Source organism: Leptospira haakeii, from assembly GCF_002812045.1.
Taxonomy (GTDB): Bacteria; Spirochaetota; Leptospiria; order Leptospirales; family Leptospiraceae; genus Leptospira_B; species Leptospira_B haakeii.
Window position 1 is genome coordinate 80,951 of sequence record NZ_NPEG01000009.1, and the last position, 16,959, is coordinate 97,909.

The 16,959-nt window shown below is 39.6% G+C and carries 13 protein-coding genes; 7 read left to right on the plus strand and 6 right to left on the minus strand.

Annotated features, from left to right (window positions below):
- Positions 1 to 61: 61 nt before the first annotated feature.
- On the minus strand, positions 62 to 1,366 hold the full coding sequence (locus CH377_RS13975; protein ID WP_423789932.1) for an LA_0442/LA_0875 N-terminal domain-containing protein: 1,305 nt from the start codon (positions 1,364 to 1,366) through the stop codon (positions 62 to 64).
- Positions 1,367 to 1,717: 351 nt separating this feature from the next.
- On the opposite strand from CH377_RS13975, the gene CH377_RS13980 reads away from it, so the two are divergent.
- Together CH377_RS13980 and dinB are read left to right on the plus strand one after the other, a co-directional pair.
- Entirely contained in the window at positions 1,718 to 2,218 is a 501-nt protein-coding gene (locus tag CH377_RS13980; protein WP_244283712.1) for a ComF family protein, read from the plus strand.
- 40 nt (positions 2,219 to 2,258) lie between these two features.
- Positions 2,259 to 3,362 carry a DNA polymerase IV gene (gene dinB, locus CH377_RS13985; RefSeq protein WP_100724379.1) on the plus strand — a complete coding sequence of 368 codons (1,104 nt, stop codon included), beginning with the start codon at positions 2,259 to 2,261 and terminating at the stop codon, positions 3,360 to 3,362.
- A gap of 37 nt (positions 3,363 to 3,399) precedes the next feature.
- Here the strand turns inward: dinB and CH377_RS13990 are convergent, their stop codons facing one another.
- The 4 genes from CH377_RS13990 to CH377_RS14005 all read right to left on the minus strand — a co-directional run bounded on the left by CH377_RS13990 (position 3,400) and on the right by CH377_RS14005 (position 8,978).
- Positions 3,400 to 4,152: a hypothetical protein gene (locus CH377_RS13990; RefSeq protein ID WP_100724380.1), complete on the minus strand. Its 753-nt coding sequence runs from the start codon at positions 4,150 to 4,152 to the stop codon at positions 3,400 to 3,402.
- A 105-nt stretch (positions 4,153 to 4,257) separates the two neighbouring features.
- Positions 4,258 to 6,123: a RecQ family ATP-dependent DNA helicase gene (locus tag CH377_RS13995; RefSeq protein WP_100724381.1), complete on the minus strand. Its 1,866-nt coding sequence runs from the start codon at positions 6,121 to 6,123 to the stop codon at positions 4,258 to 4,260.
- A gap of 15 nt (positions 6,124 to 6,138) precedes the next feature.
- Positions 6,139 to 8,076 carry an FAD-dependent 5-carboxymethylaminomethyl-2-thiouridine(34) oxidoreductase MnmC1 gene (mnmC1, locus tag CH377_RS14000; RefSeq protein WP_100724382.1) on the minus strand — a complete coding sequence of 646 codons (1,938 nt, stop codon included), beginning with the start codon at positions 8,074 to 8,076 and terminating at the stop codon, positions 6,139 to 6,141.
- Complete coding sequence (locus CH377_RS14005; RefSeq protein ID WP_100724383.1) at positions 8,073 to 8,978, minus strand: LIC10647 family lipoprotein; 906 nt, start codon at positions 8,976 to 8,978, stop codon at positions 8,073 to 8,075. The genes mnmC1 and CH377_RS14005 overlap by 4 nt, the downstream gene beginning before the upstream one ends.
- A 184-nt stretch (positions 8,979 to 9,162) precedes the next feature.
- Here CH377_RS14005 and dusA point away from each other — a divergent pair, with 184 nt between their 5' ends.
- From dusA to CH377_RS14030, 4 genes are all read left to right on the plus strand, one after another.
- Entirely contained in the window at positions 9,163 to 10,212 is a 1,050-nt protein-coding gene (dusA, locus tag CH377_RS14015) for a tRNA dihydrouridine(20/20a) synthase DusA (protein ID WP_100724385.1), read from the plus strand.
- Positions 10,213 to 10,259: 47 nt separating this feature from the next.
- Positions 10,260 to 11,201 (plus strand): MBL fold metallo-hydrolase, encoded by a 942-nt coding sequence (locus tag CH377_RS14020; protein ID WP_100724439.1) that lies wholly within the window; start codon positions 10,260 to 10,262, stop codon positions 11,199 to 11,201.
- Positions 11,202 to 11,462: 261 nt separating this feature from the next.
- Positions 11,463 to 13,172, plus strand: a complete 1,710-nt coding sequence (locus CH377_RS14025; RefSeq protein WP_100724440.1) for a 7TM-DISM domain-containing protein — start codon at positions 11,463 to 11,465, stop codon at positions 13,170 to 13,172.
- Positions 13,173 to 13,281: 109 nt separating this feature from the next.
- Positions 13,282 to 14,265 (plus strand): cytochrome-c peroxidase, encoded by a 984-nt coding sequence (locus tag CH377_RS14030; RefSeq protein ID WP_100724386.1) that lies wholly within the window; start codon positions 13,282 to 13,284, stop codon positions 14,263 to 14,265.
- 143 nt (positions 14,266 to 14,408) lie between these two features.
- Here the strand turns inward: CH377_RS14030 and CH377_RS14035 are convergent, their stop codons facing one another.
- Positions 14,409 to 15,692, minus strand: a complete 1,284-nt coding sequence (locus CH377_RS14035; RefSeq protein ID WP_100724387.1) for a citrate/2-methylcitrate synthase — start codon at positions 15,690 to 15,692, stop codon at positions 14,409 to 14,411.
- 128 nt (positions 15,693 to 15,820) lie between these two features.
- On the opposite strand from CH377_RS14035, the gene CH377_RS14040 reads away from it, so the two are divergent.
- Positions 15,821 to 16,915, plus strand: coding sequence for an AraC family transcriptional regulator (locus CH377_RS14040; RefSeq protein WP_100724388.1), 1,095 nt, complete (start codon positions 15,821 to 15,823; stop codon positions 16,913 to 16,915).
- Positions 16,916 to 16,959 lie beyond the last annotated feature (44 nt).

Below are 16,959 nucleotides of genomic sequence, written 5' to 3' on the forward strand. Positions count from 1 at the left end.
TCGTAAAAGGTTGGAGGCAATAATTTAATGCTTTAAATTTGGGTTCACTAACAAATTTCAATTATTGAGAGAACTCAAATCTTTTCATCACTCCGAATTCTAAGGACGAAGCTTTACTTGTGGCAGGGGTCATTTTTGCAGAGGAAGTTAACAGAAGATTAATCAATACCAATTGATCCACGGGGCTCGGATTGTCTATATTGGCTAGTCCATTGAAAGATTGATCAAATGATTTTAAAGAATATTTCCATTCGAATGCTTGGATCCCTACCCAAAAAGAAATTGTAGGTGTCCATTTATAGAATAGTTTATAAGAAAAATTGAATCCTTTTGCATCCCACTGGATATTTCCTTGGTTTACCCCATAATCAAAAAAATTCGGAGGGTTAAACATAGACAAAGTTCCGGTACTGTATTGAGCACCTGAAAGAATCAGATAATGTAATTCTATCCTATGCTCCCATCTTTCGCCTTGTCTAACTGTAGTTTTTAATCCGATAGATGGGCCTTTTAACTTTTCTAAAAAATAGTAATGGTATTTGAAAAAAGAAGTCAGTTCATTTCCGCTATAACCGGTTGAAATTGTATTATTATCGTCTGTCTTTCCCCAAAATTGAGAATAGCCAAAGCTAGGTCTTAGATCAAACCTTTGATTGCTATAAGCGAGATAGGAAACATCTGCTTTTAAGGAGCTTTGCTTTTCGGGGAATTTTCCGGCGATCTCTTGTAAACTTGCATTAGGATTATATACTTTAATTCTTTCGGATGTTTCACCGCTGAAATGATTTGCACTTAGGCCAAATGCAAACTTCTTCCAATAGTATATGGCGCCCATACTATAAGCTAAACCTCTTTTATAACTGGGCGTATCATGATCTGGAGGAACTTGTCCTGTTAAGACATTTGCTTTTACCGAAGTTTGATTTGAATAGGATTCAGTAGGAGGGCGGTATGTTCCAAGACCTGCTCCGAAATATAACTCTACATCTTTTCTTTTAGTTTGGTCGATCGCGTAAGGACTGGCTGCTTTATCTACTTCCGGTTCGGACTTTTTGGGTGGTTCCGGAGTGGGAGGAGGAGGTTCTTCTATAATTGTAGTTTGTTGTTTTAATTTTTCCTCTGAATCTTTCTTTTCTTGGATAGTAGGCTCTTTGTAGCTAACTCTTTGGATCTCTTTTTTATTGAGTTGTTTGATTTTTCCATCTTCTAATTTGATCTGCATTGTGGTCGCAGTTTGCTGGATGACCTCTCCGCGTAAGATCTGTCCATTCCTCATATAGATCGTCTGCAGTTCGGCAAATAGTTCGGCTATGGGGGAGGATAATAAAAGGATAAATAAGCAGATTCTTATGTTTGGACTTCCCATAACGTGGGCTATTAGAACGAATTTTTACCATACAAGCAATAACTTATTAAATAAGAATAAATAAAAGATGTTCTAAATTGAAAAAATACGAGCGGCGAAAATCAGTCAACACCCGCATATTTTATGAGATATTTATTCTTTCTTAGACTCTTGGATTTTTTCTTTCCTTTACTTTGCGGGATTTGCGGCAGAGAGGACTTCTTTTCCTTAAAGATCGGCCTTTGCAAAAGATGCGCTTATACCGCTCGGACTGCTAAGCCATCATACAGGTGTAATGTATGTTCTTCCCCCATAGCAGCACCTTTTACAGTTTGTGAATTCTGTGATTCCAGGAATGTATTCTTTACCAAAGTGTTTAGCCTCAGAGATAGAAACGATCTTTTGGGGGAATTATTGAACAAACTGAAATCGAATCATGAGTATCCGGTTTCTATTTTTCTCTCTTTGGGGATCAGAAAAGTTTTGAGAGAGTTGAAGATATTGGATATAGATGCTTGTATTCTTCTCCCCAGTTATTCTAAAAACAGGATTTCTAATTCGGATCTCAGGCCATTTTCTCCTAGTCGCCGGTTGTATGAGGAAACAGAAAGAATATTAAAAATTCCTTTAATAGATCCATTAATGAAGACGAGTGCAGAAAGGCAGGCGGGTAAAAGTTTTTCGGAAAGATTTTTTCATGCGTATTCAGCTTGGGACATAGACCCGAATTGGGCGGACCGTTGTCCCTCTAAGATATTACTCTTGGATGATGTTTTTACCACCGGCGCAAGTGTGAATGAAGCGAGTCGAATTTTAAAGAAGAATGGTACAAAGTCGGTCTATGTTTTAACCTATCTTCGGGTTACGGATTAAACTTGACCTCTCTATATATCTGTTTAGTATAGAGAGGAAGATGATTCGAAAAATTCTACATGTAGATATGGACGCGTTTTATGCTTCCGTAGAACAAAGAGATAATCCGAGTTATCGAGGAAAACCAATCATTGTTGGAGGTCCTCCGGATTCCAGAGGGGTAGTATGTGCTGCAAGTTATGAGGCAAGAAAATTCGGGGTTCGTTCTGCAATGCCTTGTTCCCAAGCAGCAAGGCTTTGTCCTTCCGGGATTTTTGTAACTCCTCGTTTCGAGGCATATAGAAAAGTATCTTCTAAGATCAGACAGATATTTTTAGAGTACACTGACCTTGTAGAGATGCTTTCCTTGGATGAGGCATTTTTAGATGTCACTCAAAATAAGAAAAATATCCCGTATGCAAGCGAGATTGCAAAAGAGATCAGGGAAAAAATTTTCGAAGAAACTCAGCTAACTGCGTCGGCCGGGGTTTCTATTAATAAGTTTTTGGCTAAAATCGCTACGGATCAAAACAAACCAAACGGAATGACGATCGTGCGTCCGGAACAGGCCGAAAAGTTTATAGAATCCTTAGATGTTTCCGTATTTCCGGGAATCGGAAAAGTTACATTAAAAAAAATGCATGCTCTTGGGATTAAAAAAGGAAAAGATCTCAAAGAAAAAAGCCTGGAGATATTAGATCAAAATTTCGGAAAATCAGGCCGTTGGTTCTATGCAGTGTGTAGAGGTTTAGATGATAGACCGGTAGAACCTTTTAGAGAGAGAAAATCCTTAGGTGCGGAATCTACTTTTGCCAAAGACCTGGAAAATAGTTCCGAGATACTCAGAGAACTTTCGGATATCGCAGAAGAATTAGAAAGAAGGCTTTTGCAAAAACCTTTTCCCGGAAAAACGATTACTCTGAAAGTAAAATTTTCTGACTTCACCCAAAAAACCAGAAGTATTACCGAAGATTATTCTTATATGGATAAGAATGAATTGTATCGGATCGGATCTAAACTTTTGGAAGAATTCATATTAGAATCTGGCAAAACGATTTTTCCAATCCGCCTTTTGGGTTTAAGTCTTTCTCATCCAGAAAGCGCTTCTAAGAATTCACAGCCCAAGTTGGAAGACGAAGAAGATCTATTTCCTTCTTTATTTTAAGAATTTGCTATAGGCCTACGCGAGATAGGCTAATAGCTTATTTAGAGGTATCTCCTGAATCAATTCCGGATGGTACTAAGTTCGCGATTCCTTGTCTTAAATTTGCCCATTCTTGCCTACATTTTTTGTCTGCATCTTTTTCTTCGTTGTAATGTAGCATAGATCTCCCTGCCGCGAGTCCTGCTAGTTTAGAATTATCGAATATTTTCCAGGCTATACTTAAGATAAACAATCCCACGAATGGAAGTGCTATCTTTAAGATCCCGTGATGTTTAGAATCCATAATGGAGCCCAAAAATGTACATATAGAACCGATGCTGAATAGATACCAGCCTATATAAAAGTAATCTTCAGCTATCTCGGATGCGTTATTGATCATATATCTACAAAAGGATCCATCCATCTCCACCAATTCCTTTTTACCGGAAGGTAGAATATTTTCGATAAACGGTTTTTCCAATCTTGATTTACCCAAATAAGGTTGGATTTCTAAGAACAGATTGATCCCTAAATACAACATTCCGATGAAGAAGATTATAAAAAACGGTCTATATAAAAGTTTGGTTCTTTCCGTAGATCTATACAGTTCCAATTCAGATTCTGGAACTCCCATCTTTTTGGAAATCCTATCCTTATATTGTTGGAAGGCTAAATTATCCATAAAAGGAATATAATTCGTGGCAGGAAGGGAATCTTTTGTTTCTTTACTTTGTAGCCAAACATTTACTTCGTTTAAGGCCTGGGTTTTGGAAACTTTGAAATAGGGAAAGATAAGGCGGATTAGAAACATATTGTTTTCCTAATGTATAAAATCAATAAATGGATTGGCTGGTCATATTAGGAAATCTTTAAGATGTATGCAAGGCGATTTTCAAGGCTCAGAAAGTGGAAAAGATCAAAACTTCTCCAAAATGGCTAAAATTTCTTTCCCATATTGTCTAACTTTAGCTTCTCCCATACCTTTGATCGCCATTAGATCTTCCAGGCTTTCCGGTTTTTGGGAAACAATCCTGACAAGTACAGGATTTTGGAGCACCATAAACTTTTTCCATTTATTACGTCTTGCAATCCTGTCTCGGAAATTTTTGAGTTCGTTTAGGATAAGTTTGTCTCCGCTAAGCGGTATTTTTTTGCGAGGTTTATCAGGATCGTCGAAGGACGGTTTAGGTTTTCCGAATGCAGTTAGATAAATTTTAGGATATTTATCTCCTTTGACGGAAAGTTTCTTGGCTTTTTGCCAATCTTCCAGGAGTTTTAGAATGGATTCTTCAGGGATATGTTTTAAAGAAGAATAATATTGTGATTTATCTAATCTTCTGCGAAGTATGTCCTTCGATTTTGCACCTCTTAATGTGCCTGCGATGATCTTTTTTCCGAATTTTGCTGGATATTCTGAAATCAACCCTTCTATGGATTTGATTTCGTCTGGATCGAAGATATGAGATTCTTTTTCCTTCTTCTTCTCCGCTTTTAATCTTTCTCTTTCCGTATATGCAAGTCTTGCCGATTGAGAAGAAGTAGAATCCGCACAAGTGTCACAGGATCCACAATCGGAAATTTTTTCTCCGAAATAATTACATAAGATCTTTTGTCTACAATCAGGAGAACTTACATAGGATTTTACATGAGAGAGTAGTGTTTCTCCTCCCTTATAGTTTGCTTCCTTGGATAAAAGAAAACTTTGGACGCTCAAATCACCGGGTAAGAAAAACAATACACAATCTGAATTTTTACCGTCTCTCCCCGCTCTCCCCGCTTCTTGGTAATAACTTTCCAAAGAAGAAGGTACCTGATAGTGAAGGACCAATCGTACATTCGGGCTATCTAATCCCATTCCGAATGCGTTTGTAGCTACGAGTATATTCGTTTTTCCTGATGAATATCCCTCTTGTGCCTTTTCCCTGCTGGAATCCGTTCTTCCTGCGTGGTATTTTCCTACTTTGTATCCTGATTTGCGAAGAAGTTCGTAAATTTCGTCCACTTTTGCGCGTGTGGAACAATAGATTATCACTTTTCCGGAAACTGATTTTTGAAAATTACCCTTTTCTAATATTTCTAAAAGTAGATTTTCTTTTTCTCGTTCCGAGTCCGGATATACTACCGAGAATTTTAGATTTTCTCTGGCGTATGTCCCCTGCACATGCAAGGGAAGTTTTAATCCTAAACTATCCGAGATATCTTTTTTAACTTTATCAGTTGCAGTGGCCGTAAGAGCCACCCAAGGAGTTCCTTCTTGTAAATAAGAACGTAATGTATGGAGTTTTCTGTATTCAGGACGGAAATCGTGACCCCATTGGGAAACACAATGTGCCTCGTCCACCGCCATTAAACTTACTGGAAGTTTTGGAAGTAAATTTAAGAAAGAACGGGAAACTGCTCGTTCAGGAGAAATGTATAATATTCTAATCTTTCCGGTTGCTGCAGAGGATAACACTCTTACTTGTTCCAGATCATCCTGAGTAGAGTTACAATAAGCCGCTTGGATCCCTCTCGCTTTTAAGCCATCCACTTGATCCTTCATAAGGGCGATCAATGGAGAAATTACAATCGTAAGAGAACTTGTTTCTGCAAAAGAAGGCAATTGATAGATGAGAGATTTTCCGCCGCCTGTAGGAAGGATTGCTAACACATCCTTTCTCCCCAATAACGCGTGGACGGCTTCCCATTGGCCTTGCCTGAATTGAGAAAACCCGAAATGGGTATGTAGGATCTTTTTCCAATCCTCTATCGAAGAGGAGACTGTTCCAGTGTTTGCAGACAAGTTGAAACTTATTCCTTATTCTTGATTTCGGATCTTACGGTATAGAAATCTTGAAGGATGCAGGGAAGAGTACAAGCTATTTTCGATAGATAAAGGTTCGTTTAAAAGAATCTCCGCCAAAATTTCCCCTCCCAATAGGGAAGTTAAAACTCCCCTAGATCCCAAACCACCGAACACAAACAGGTTTTTCTGCGGTTCTAAAAAAGGGAATTCTTTCTTTCGATTTTTTGTGAGACCCATACCGGAGTATATTTTTCGAAAAGGTTCTGGAGAATGGACAGGGCCAATGATCGGGAATCTATCCGGGGTTTGGGATCGTATTCCGACAAAATCGGAACGGACTTTGATATGTTCCCAGTCAACACCCAGGAACGTATTTTGAGAATATTCTAAAATTTCTTCTCTGTCCTTTAATTTTGCATTCGGATCTAAGTCGAACTCATCAAATGTGGAACCGTTTACCCTAATCCCATTTTTAGATGGGGTGAGATATTTTTCTCCCACATGGATTGGATCTTTTTCGGATTCTATATTCGAATCTTCTAATATTTCTAACTGCCCTCTAACGGATCTAAGGGAGAAGGGGGACTCTTTCCACAACCCTTGTAATAAACTTTTTATCCCGAAGGAATTCGCTAAGATCAAAACCTCCGTTTTATTTAAGGTTTCTTTGTTCTCTGAGAATAATGTCCATTCTTCTTTTTCCAAAGAGATCGATCCTATTTTTCCTTGTTTGAGGATAATATTCGGATGATCTAAAAGTTTTTCTATCAATACCGGGGTGTCTGTCCAAAAGCCGGAAGGATAAAATATACCCTTAGAGTTTTCTGGATAGTTCTTTCCCAGTTCGATCTTTAATTCTGCTAATTCTTTGGATAAAGAATGTGCCTTTACACCTTCTTCCAATCTAACCCAAGGAAGATCTTCTCCTGAGAGTTGTAATGTACCGGAGATTTGGTAAGAGTTGTTAGGTAAAAGATCGGAATAACGACGGATAGAATTTCCGAGACAACGTAAAGTCCATAAACTGGTCGGAGTTTCTCCTTTGGTAATATGAGGGTGAGAAACCGCCATTGGAACGGAAGAGGCGCGTAACGCGTTATGGTCATCCCAAACTTCTACCTGAATCCCTCTCCATGCTAATGCTCTTGCTATACTTGCTCCCGCGAGTCCAGCTCCTAATACGGTTACTTTTTTGGGAGTTTGATCGGATTCCATTCTTCTTAAAAATGGGATCGGATTTAAGTCGAGTTCCGGTTCGGATCCGTAAACTCCAACAAGCATTTCTCTTTTTCTTCCATAACCTGGAATTTTTGAAAGAGTGAAACCTGCACTGCTCAAACAATCTTTGACCGATCTTGCTACGGTGAATGTGGCAAAGCTTGCATTCTTATTAGAAAGTCTTTTGAGTTGAATAGAAATATTTTCTCCCCAAAGGTCTGGGTTTTTAGAAGGGGCAAATCCATCTAAGAAGAACGCATCGAATTTTCCGGACGTTTCCGGAAGATGTTGAATTGCATCTCCTATCCATAGATCCAAAACCAGGTTTTCTTTTTCGAATAAGAAAGAATTACATCCTGGGATGAGTAGTTTATATTTTTCTAAAAATAATTCCAGCAGTTCCGAAAGTTCCGGAAATGCGGAGATTGCCTTTCGTATATCATCTCCTTCTAATGGATATTTTTCAAAGGATGTAAATCGGAGGACCCGTCGGTTCGACTTATTTTTGCAATTTCTCCAAAGCTGCCAGGCTGCTAAAAAGTTTAAGCCGGTCCCAAATCCTAATTCTAATATAGAAAAGGTATGAGCGGTTTCTGAAGAGGATAATCTTTCTTCTAATTTGTTTCCGTTCAAGAAAACATGTTTGGTTTCTTCCAATCCGTTTTCCGGAGAAAAATAAATATCGTTAAATTCTCTGGAAACGGGCGTGCCGTTTTCTTTCCAGTCGATCATCCTGGATTTTCCGAATCTGATTTGGTATCTTCTTTAGGAGGAAGGCCGGCGGATGGTAGGTTTTGCAAAGGTGGGTATGCAGGTCCTTCTTCTTTTTTATGAGGCTCCTTGGAGAGTTGTATCTCTTTTCTGACCCCCATCCTGTAAGTAGTCATGTTCATGTATAGAGAAGGTGCAGGTAGGCCGTTTGCAGTTGCGACTTGATTTCTAATATTTAAACCTTTTCCGTCTAAGTCTCCAAAACTTGTAACTTCTAAAAATAAATATGCGTTATAAAGGATGGTATCCGGAAAGTATTGGCCTATATTATATTCTAATAATAAACGAAGTCCCTTTAGTTCCTGTAGTTGGTTCTTAACGCTGGAAATCCTTTGTTCTCTTTCTATAATGTCCATTCTGTAAACGGCGAGACCGTATATCGGCCCAACGCCAAAATTCACATTCTTCCCTTCATAATAACCTAAATAAAGCGTGAAATACATCTGATAGTCTTCGTAAGTGTATTCCATATTTCTACCCAACTGAGGAGGAAGAGGAAACAGTTGATTGGAAACATATTCGTCGAATGCAAGATAACGTCTCCCATCGTCCGGATAATTGATCAGATTTCCTCTATATGTTCTTGGAGAAGTTAGGTTGAATGACCATGCGAGTCCGCTTAAGAAAGAAAAAAAACCTTTGAGGTCTCTTGTGCCTGGGATCCTACTTGGAACAGATCCAATAGAGTAAAATGCACGAGTTGTTGTGGAATCCCTACTGACCACACTTGTATCCGTGTCTGAACCTGGAGCACTGAATTTGCTGATAGGTATTCCCTGGACATTGGATGGATGGGTGAAAAAATCTAAGGCGGTATATTCCGCACCCGCATTGATAATGATCGAATCTAAAATCCCACTCATACTCTTACAGGAAGAGAAAATTAGAATTAGACAGCAGGAGAGTAATTTTAAGAAAAAATCCGGATTTAGTCTCTTTGAATCCATCGCCCAGAACCAAATTGAAACGGTAAGAAATCAAACCAAGTCCATTTCATGGGGCTTGACTGCTCACACCGAAAACCGAGGATCGTATTAGTCGAAGTATATGTCTTTCGAAAAAAAACAGCCTATCTTATACCCCGTTTCCGTAGCCCCTATGATGGACTGGACGGACAGGCATTTTCGTTTTTTCTTAAGACTGATCACTAAACATTCTCTATTCTACACAGAAATGGTGACGACCGGCGCAATCCTAAGGGGAGACAAACATAGATTCTTACGTTTTTCCCAGGAAGAATCTCCAGTTTCTTTGCAGTTAGGCGGGGACAATCCTTCTCACCTTGCTGAATGTGCTAAGATTGGAGAAGATTACGGATACTCAGAGATCAATCTGAATGTGGGTTGCCCAAGTGATAAGGTACAAGAGGGAAATTTCGGAGCCTGTTTAATGAAGGACCCGAATAAGGTTGCCGATTGTATCTCTGAAATGGATTCCAAAACTTCTATACCAGTCACAGTAAAATGTCGTATTGGTGTTCGCGGAAAAGAAACATTAGAAGATTTGTATGAGTTTGTGAGAACCGTAAGCCAAGCCGGTGCTAGAAGGATTACAATACATGCAAGAATTGCAATATTAGAAGGTTTAAGTCCGGCTCAGAATAGGACTGTTCCTCCATTACGTTATGAGGACGTGTATTCTATCAAAAAAAGTTTTCCGGATCTGTTGATAGAATTGAACGGGGGAGTTAAAACCATTTCGGATATCCATTCCCATCTGGACAAAGTAGATGGAGTGATGATAGGAAGGGCAGCTTATGAAAATCCTTTCTTATTCTCTGAAGTGGATTCGGAATTTTTCGGAGCAGAACCTCTAAGCTTAAGTCGTAGAGATATTTTTGAGTCCACTCAGGAATATGTTTCCGTTCAAACTGCAAATGGCGAAAAGCCGAGTCGGATTTTAAAACATTTACTTGGAGCATTTCATGAAATCAGAGGAGCTCGCTCTTATCGTAGGATTCTCACAGAAAAAATGTATTCCAACCCTAATCCTAGATTACTTTTAGAAGCTTTGCAGTCTATTCCGGACGAGTATTTGGATCGTAAATTAGGAGATCCGAAAATTGAGACCAAAGAGGTTGCCAATCCGGTGGTTTAATCGGAGAACACTCGTCTAACTACTGCATAATATTTGTGGAGAAACTTTTGGACAAGATTCGAACCATAGATTGCGGATATGTAGAAGCAGGGCTTGCCTGCGCCTATCTGATCGTGGATGGGGAAAGGGCAACATTCGTAGAAAATAATACAAATTATGCGGTCCCTCTTCTATTAGAAGCATTGAAGGAAGAAGGGCTTGGCCCTGAGTCTGTCGATTATATTATAATCACTCATGTTCACTTGGACCATGCGGGTGGAACAGGAAAACTTATCTCACTTTGTTCGAATGCAACTGTACTCGCTCATCCAAAAGCTGCACCTCATGTAATAGATCCTACTCGTTTGATCAAAAGTTCTATCCAAGTATATGGAGAAGAAAACTATTTTAAATTATATGGTGAAATCCTTCCCGTGCCGAGCGATCGTGTTCGCACTATGAGCGACGGAGAAGAATTATCCTGGCAAAAAAGAACATTCAAATTTTTGCATACAAGAGGACACGCGAATCATCATTTCTGTATTTATGATTCTTTAACAAACGGAATATTTACCGGAGATACTTTCGGGATCGGATATACATTATTTAGAAAAGGACAGGACTCGTTATTATTTCCTTCTACAACACCTACCGATTTTGATCCTGAGGAAGCGATATTTTCAGTAGATAAGATACTTAGTACAGGTGCAGATAAGGCTTATCTCACACATTTCGGAGTCTGGGAAGATATACGTGGCGGAGCTTCTCAAATGAAAGAAGGTCTTACTGTTATGAAAAATATTCTGATCTCTGCGGAAAAGACAGGCTTAGAAGGAGAAACTTTGGTTGCCTTTTGTGAAGTTAGAGTTCGTTCTTATTTGGAAGATCAAATACATGCCCGGCATCTTCCTTTTGGAGAAAAAGAAGAAAGATTTATAGGATTCGATTCACAGATCAATGCACAAGGGATCGCATTTAAAATAGAAAGGTCTAGAAAGAGTAGGAAATAATTTTCCATCCCTTAAGTATATGTTTTTGATTCTTCTAAATTTTATAGATGAGAACTTGGAAATAGTCTAGTGCGGCTTAGGCGAAGTTTTTCATTTGATTTCCTAGTTTCGAACTTTTTGAATATACATGTGGGCATACTTTCGGATAGATTTCTAAAGAAAAGAAACTTAGCATTCCTTCTCTGTGCCTTCTTCCTTTTACTCTCTTGTTCTACAAAAACTTCCGAAAAAACTCCTTTAATTTATAAAGGAAGTATAAATATGAGCACCGCCAGTCCTTGGGGAGAAATTTACCCCCTAAAAGGAGACTGGGAATTCAGTTGGGGAAATTTATATTCGCCTAATACAGGTTATGTGTCGAGTGGGCAGTACTTCCCTGTGCCTGGAATTTGGAGGGATTATTCTCCGGAATTTACATTACAAGGACATGGTTCTTATAAATTAAATATTCATAAAACTCCGGAACAAAAGAATCTAGCTATCTATGTGCCTAGGATCCCTGGAGTATATTCGGTATATTTCGGAAAAAGAATGATCTTTGCTAACGGGATCAATGGGACTAGTCGAGCCGATACGGAGTTCTTAGTACACCCGAATTCTCAGATCTATCTTTTGGATTCCATAGATACGGAACTGATCGTAAATGTTTCGAATTACAGAGGAAATTTTCTAAAAGGTGGGATACGAAATCCATTCCTGATCGGAGATATGGACTCTTTAAAATTGAAAGTGATCCGCGAAGTGATATGGGAAACACTTTTAGTTGCGATCATTTTTTCGGTAGGTTTGTATCATCTGATCTTCTTTGCATCTTATCGAAAAGATTTAGTGCCATTATTTTTCTCTTTATTTTGTTTTTTAGTAGCCTTCTATTCTTTTGTAACTTCGGGACTTCAATATATTCTTACTCCAGAATTGACTTTAGATATGCGTATCAGGATGGAATACTTCTGTGAAGCATGTTTAGTCCCTTCTGTTTATATGATCCTGAAAACAATGTATCCGAAACAATTCGGAGCTAAATGGATGGCGATCTTAATGAGCACTATGTTCATTTTCGTCCTTTCTGTTTTTGTATTGGGAGAAGAAGAGCTTATCTATTTGTATTCCTTCTTCATGCATGTTCCTCCGTTTTACACGATCGTTTTATTGGCAGCATTAGGATATGCTTGGTGGCAAAAAGAGGATAGAGCCAGAACCGTATTTCTTTCTGGAATGATACTTGCGGTTTCTATGTTGAATGATGTGATCTGGGGATTATATGAAGTATACTTTTTGATACCTTATAGTTTCCCGGCCGCGCTTGTAGGATTTATAGCATTCAATTCTTATATTATATCGTTAAGATTTACTAAAGATCTGGAGAAGGCTGAAACCTTTGCAGAATTACAATCCAAGTATAATGAACAACTTAGACTAAACGCTGAGGAAAAGGCGAAGTATGCAACCTTAGTGGATCAATCCATGGATAAAGGATTTCATTCCCTTATCGATCAATTGGAATCCAAAGAAAGTTCCGATAAATCACTTTCTAAACTTAAAAACGAACTGAATCAAACTTTATCCGGGGTCAGGGATATTTTAGATCTGATGCATCATCAGGGTGGAAAAGAAGAATTAGTAGAAGATGAAATGAGAAAGTTCGTCCTGAAAAACCCGTTATTCTCCCATTCAGAGATCCAAACTGTTTCACAATTTTTGAGAATAGACGAATGCCTTCAGGTCCAAAGGATCTTCTCCGACGCGGTAAAGATAGGGGCAAGAAGGTCAGGTGAGTCTAAAATTTTCTGGGGGAAAGAGGGAGACTCAATATTACTCAGGTTACAGGCAATGGGAGTTGTGGAAACGAAAGAAGAACCTTCCACTCTTCTTGAGGCAGACCTGAAAGTGAGGGCCGAAAAGTTAGGAGCAAGATTTTTCCTTCTAAGCGAGCCTGGAAAATTCGAATTCGAGCTCAGACTGCACTCTTAACCGAATTTTTCGGAAGAGAAATCGGATTCTTCTGAAAAAGAGTTGTCTCAAATTCTACTCCACGGATTCTACACAAGATTAGAATGATTCTAATCTGTGGTGATGAAAAATGAAGAATACAAAAATACTGTACTTGGGTCTAATTTTGGCCCTGGTCTCGGCATGCGGTCCATCCGAGAAAACAAAACAGCTTATGCAAGACGCGAAGATTTCCTTTGGAATTCTTCCGGAAAAAATGCCAGGATCCGAAAAGGATACTCCTGCTAAGATTGCTTTAGGCGAAAAACTCTATTTCGAAAAACGTCTTTCTATCAACGATTCACAATCCTGCAGTTCCTGCCACGGAACTTTAGGAAAGACTGCTGGAGTAGATAATCTACCTACTTCCCCGGGGGCTCTTGGGAAAAATGGAGATCGGAATTCTCCTACATCTCTGAATGCAGGATTCCATTTTGTCCAATTCTGGGACGGAAGAGCGGCTGACTTAAAGGCTCAGGCAAAAGGTCCGATCTTAAATCCAGTGGAAATGGCGATGCCATCCGAAGCTGCGGTTGAGAAAAAACTTTCTGAAATCGCTGAATACGTGGACCTATTTGCAAAGGCTTTCCCGGATCAGGACAAAAAGATTACCTATGACAATTTGGCAGAAGCAATTGCTGCTTTTGAGAGAACTCTGATCACCAGAGACCGTTTCGACGAGTTCCAAGCTGGAAATCACAGAGCTTTAACTTCTGAAGAACAGAAAGGACTGGAAACCTTTCTAAGTGCTGGATGTATCCAATGCCATAACGGGCCACTATTGGGTGGAAACAGCTTCCGCAAATTGGGTCAGGTAAATCCTTACGAAAACACAACCGATGTTGGAAGATCTGCCGTGAGTAAGAACGATGCTGAAAAGTATTTCTTCAAAGTTCCGTCTCTTAGAAATATAGCCTTAACCGCTCCTTATTTCCATGATGGAAAGGTAGCAACCCTGCCGGAAGCGGTGAAAAAAATGGCATATTTGCAGCTTGGAAAAGAGCTTTCCAGCGAAGAGGTGGATTCGATAGTATCTTTCTTGAAGGCATTATCGGATAAAAATCGGTCTAATTAATTAGATCTTAGATCAAACGAACTTACAGAATTGAAACCTATTCAGACCGGCTCCGAAAGGAGACGGTTTTTTTTTGCCCTCGGAAGCACAGAGTCCACTAAGAAAACTCTGCGCTCTTTGAGTGCCGTTAATCCCTGTGACTCTTATCTTTCCAGGATCTGTCTGTATTTTCTGTGAGTCTCGCCTGTAAAGATCTGGCGAGGGCGGACCTTATGAGATGCGTTCACACCGATCCTTTGTTCTCTCCAGTGAGCCAACCAACCAGGAAGTTTACCAATCGCCTGCATTGCAGTGAAAAGTTCTTTAGGAATCCCTAAACTATGGAATAGGATCGCACTATAGAACTCTAGATTCGGATAAAGATTTTTTTCCAGGTAGAAAGGATCTTTGCTAACGAAATCATCCACTTGCAAAGCAACTTCTGCAATTGGATCCAATTTCTTCTGCTTATAAAAATCTATGAATAATTTTTGAGCGATTGTAGAACGTTTGCTCTTCACCTTATATGCGTCGTGACCGAAACATGTGGAGTGAAGTTGGAATTCCCCTTTCTTCAACCTTTCGAAAAATTCAGGAACGGGAAGTTTGGATTTGATAATATCTTCGATTAACTCGACTGCTGCAACCTGTCTTCCACCTTCTCTGGAACCCCAAAGAGCATTAATCGCAGAAGAAACGGAAGCGAATATATTTGCCTGGGTAGAACCGATCAACTGAACAGTAGTATTCGAAACATTCTGCTCATGATCCGCGTATAAGATCCAAAGTTGGTTTAAGATCCTATCATGCTCTTCGGAAGGTTGGTATTTAACCGACGGAATAGAGAAAAGCATATATAAAAAATTTGTACAGTATGGATGGCGATCCACTGGATAAACGAAAGGTTGGCCGATCATTTTTTTATAAGAGAATGCGGCGATCGTTCTGATTTTCGCTAGAAGTCTAGCTGCTTGGTCAATTCCACGATCCAGATATTCTTCGTATTCGTCTTGGTAATAACTGGATAAGGAAGAAACCATTACGGAAAGAACTGCGAGTGGGTGAGCTCTTCCTGGGAAACCATCGAATAGATTGATCATGTCTTCGTGGATCAAACTATGTTTGGAAAGTTTCATGGAGAATTCTTTCAGCTGTTTTTCGTTGGGAAGATCTCCGTAAATCAGCAGGTAGCTAGTCTCTACGAAAGTGGAATAATGCACTAATTCTGCGACGTCATAACCTCTATACTGTAAATCTCCAGTGAGAGCGTCCCTCCTGGAAATTTTACTCTGGGCATATGCGGTATTAAAAAAACCGGGATCGTAAGAGGTAAGCCCCGTCTTAGTGTGCAAATCTCTAATATCGATTCCTTTATTCCCGTCAGTTCCGGTGATTACTGGAAGGCGGTGGACCTGGTCTCCGAATTTCAACTCTACGAAATCGCTCATACCGATAGGAAACAGGGGAAGGGTAGAAGAGTCAAACCTTCCTTCGGCGCTGCCTGCAATTTTCCCTTTAGGCTGGACAAAACTTTCGCCTTCGATTTACTCTCCCGAAGTTTCGAAGGAATTTTGTTTTGGAGCATCTGCCCGGTTTTTTTCTTCATTTTTGGATCCAATTTGGAACCGCACTTTGCCTACTTCTCGCGGCGATGGAGCTCGCTAAAAAAAGGGAGAATGTCATGCCGGGTGGGATCTTCTACCTGGCCATTATTCTTGCCTTGGTAGAGAGTCGATTGGGCTTAGGTCTGCTGCCATGGGCCGCGGATCATATCTGGTTCTGGCCTGCATTCTTCCCTGCAGTTTGGGCTGTAGGTCCAACATTACTTTTGGTCTCTAAGAATATGGTCCAATTTGCTTTGGATAGAGAGATACAGATCGGAAAACATTTTATCCCGGCCGTTCTACTCTTACTCGGAGAATTAGTAGCTTATATTATTCTACCTGCGGAAGAGATCAGAGAGTATATTCGAAATGCAATGTTCGGTTCTAAGGTGGATATTCTTACAGGAGTTACGATCTTCGGTTCGATCCACCAGACTGTTTATTCTATTTTTCTCTGGATGTTGTTTAGAAAGGCATCTAAAGAAACTGAGATCCCACTTTCTTCCCTAGTTTACACAATCCTGTTTGTGGTATTCACAACCATTCAGCTTTGTTGGTTCGGATATTTTTTAAAAAATCAGTTTTTGCTAGCCGCGGGTTCTAGTTTCCAAACTTTGGGGATCGTTCTTGTATTTTTATTCTCCTCTAGGTATCCGAATTTTTTCATTTCTTTGAAGTCGGAGATCCAACAGAAAAGATACGAGAGGACCCAACTGAATGGATTGGATCTGGACCAACTTCATACTCGTATCAAAGAGTTGGTAGAGACAGATAAAATATATAAAGAAGAAAGTCTGAAAATCCAAGACTTCGCAGAAAAACTCTTGGTATCCCCTCACCAACTTTCCCGCATTCTAAACGAAACTTACGGCAAAAATTTCAATGAATTCCTGAATTCATTTAGGGTAGAAGAGGCCAAAATTCTTCTACTAGAGGACCTGGAACGAACTGTTCTCTCCATTGCATACGATGTTGGATTCAATACCAAATCCACATTTAATGCGCAGTTTTTGAAAATCACCGGAATGACTCCTCTAGAATGGAGAAAAAAGGGTAGCAAACTATAAGTTCGGACGATTGTTTTTCGCATATCGGTTAGGATAAAACCTTC

Excerpts from the sequence above, each read along its gene's own strand:
- CH377_RS14030 (WP_100724386.1), top strand. The coding sequence starts at position 13,282 with ATGAAGAATACAAAAATACTGTACTTGGGTCTAATTTTGGCCCTGGTC.
- mnmC1 (WP_100724382.1), bottom strand. The coding sequence starts at position 8,076 with ATGATCGACTGGAAAGAAAACGGCACGCCCGTTTCCAGAGAATTTAAC.
- CH377_RS13975 (WP_423789932.1), bottom strand. The coding sequence starts at position 1,366 with ATGGGAAGTCCAAACATAAGAATCTGCTTATTTATCCTTTTATTATCC.
- dinB (WP_100724379.1), top strand. The coding sequence starts at position 2,259 with ATGATTCGAAAAATTCTACATGTAGATATGGACGCGTTTTATGCTTCC.
- dusA (WP_100724385.1), top strand. The coding sequence starts at position 9,163 with ATGTCTTTCGAAAAAAAACAGCCTATCTTATACCCCGTTTCCGTAGCC.
- CH377_RS14035 (WP_100724387.1), bottom strand. The coding sequence starts at position 15,692 with ATGAGCGATTTCGTAGAGTTGAAATTCGGAGACCAGGTCCACCGCCTT.
- CH377_RS14005 (WP_100724383.1), bottom strand. The coding sequence starts at position 8,978 with ATGAGTGGGATTTTAGATTCGATCATTATCAATGCGGGTGCGGAATAT.
- CH377_RS13990 (WP_100724380.1), bottom strand. The coding sequence starts at position 4,152 with ATGTTTCTAATCCGCCTTATCTTTCCCTATTTCAAAGTTTCCAAAACC.
- CH377_RS14025 (WP_100724440.1), top strand. The coding sequence starts at position 11,463 with ATGAGCACCGCCAGTCCTTGGGGAGAAATTTACCCCCTAAAAGGAGAC.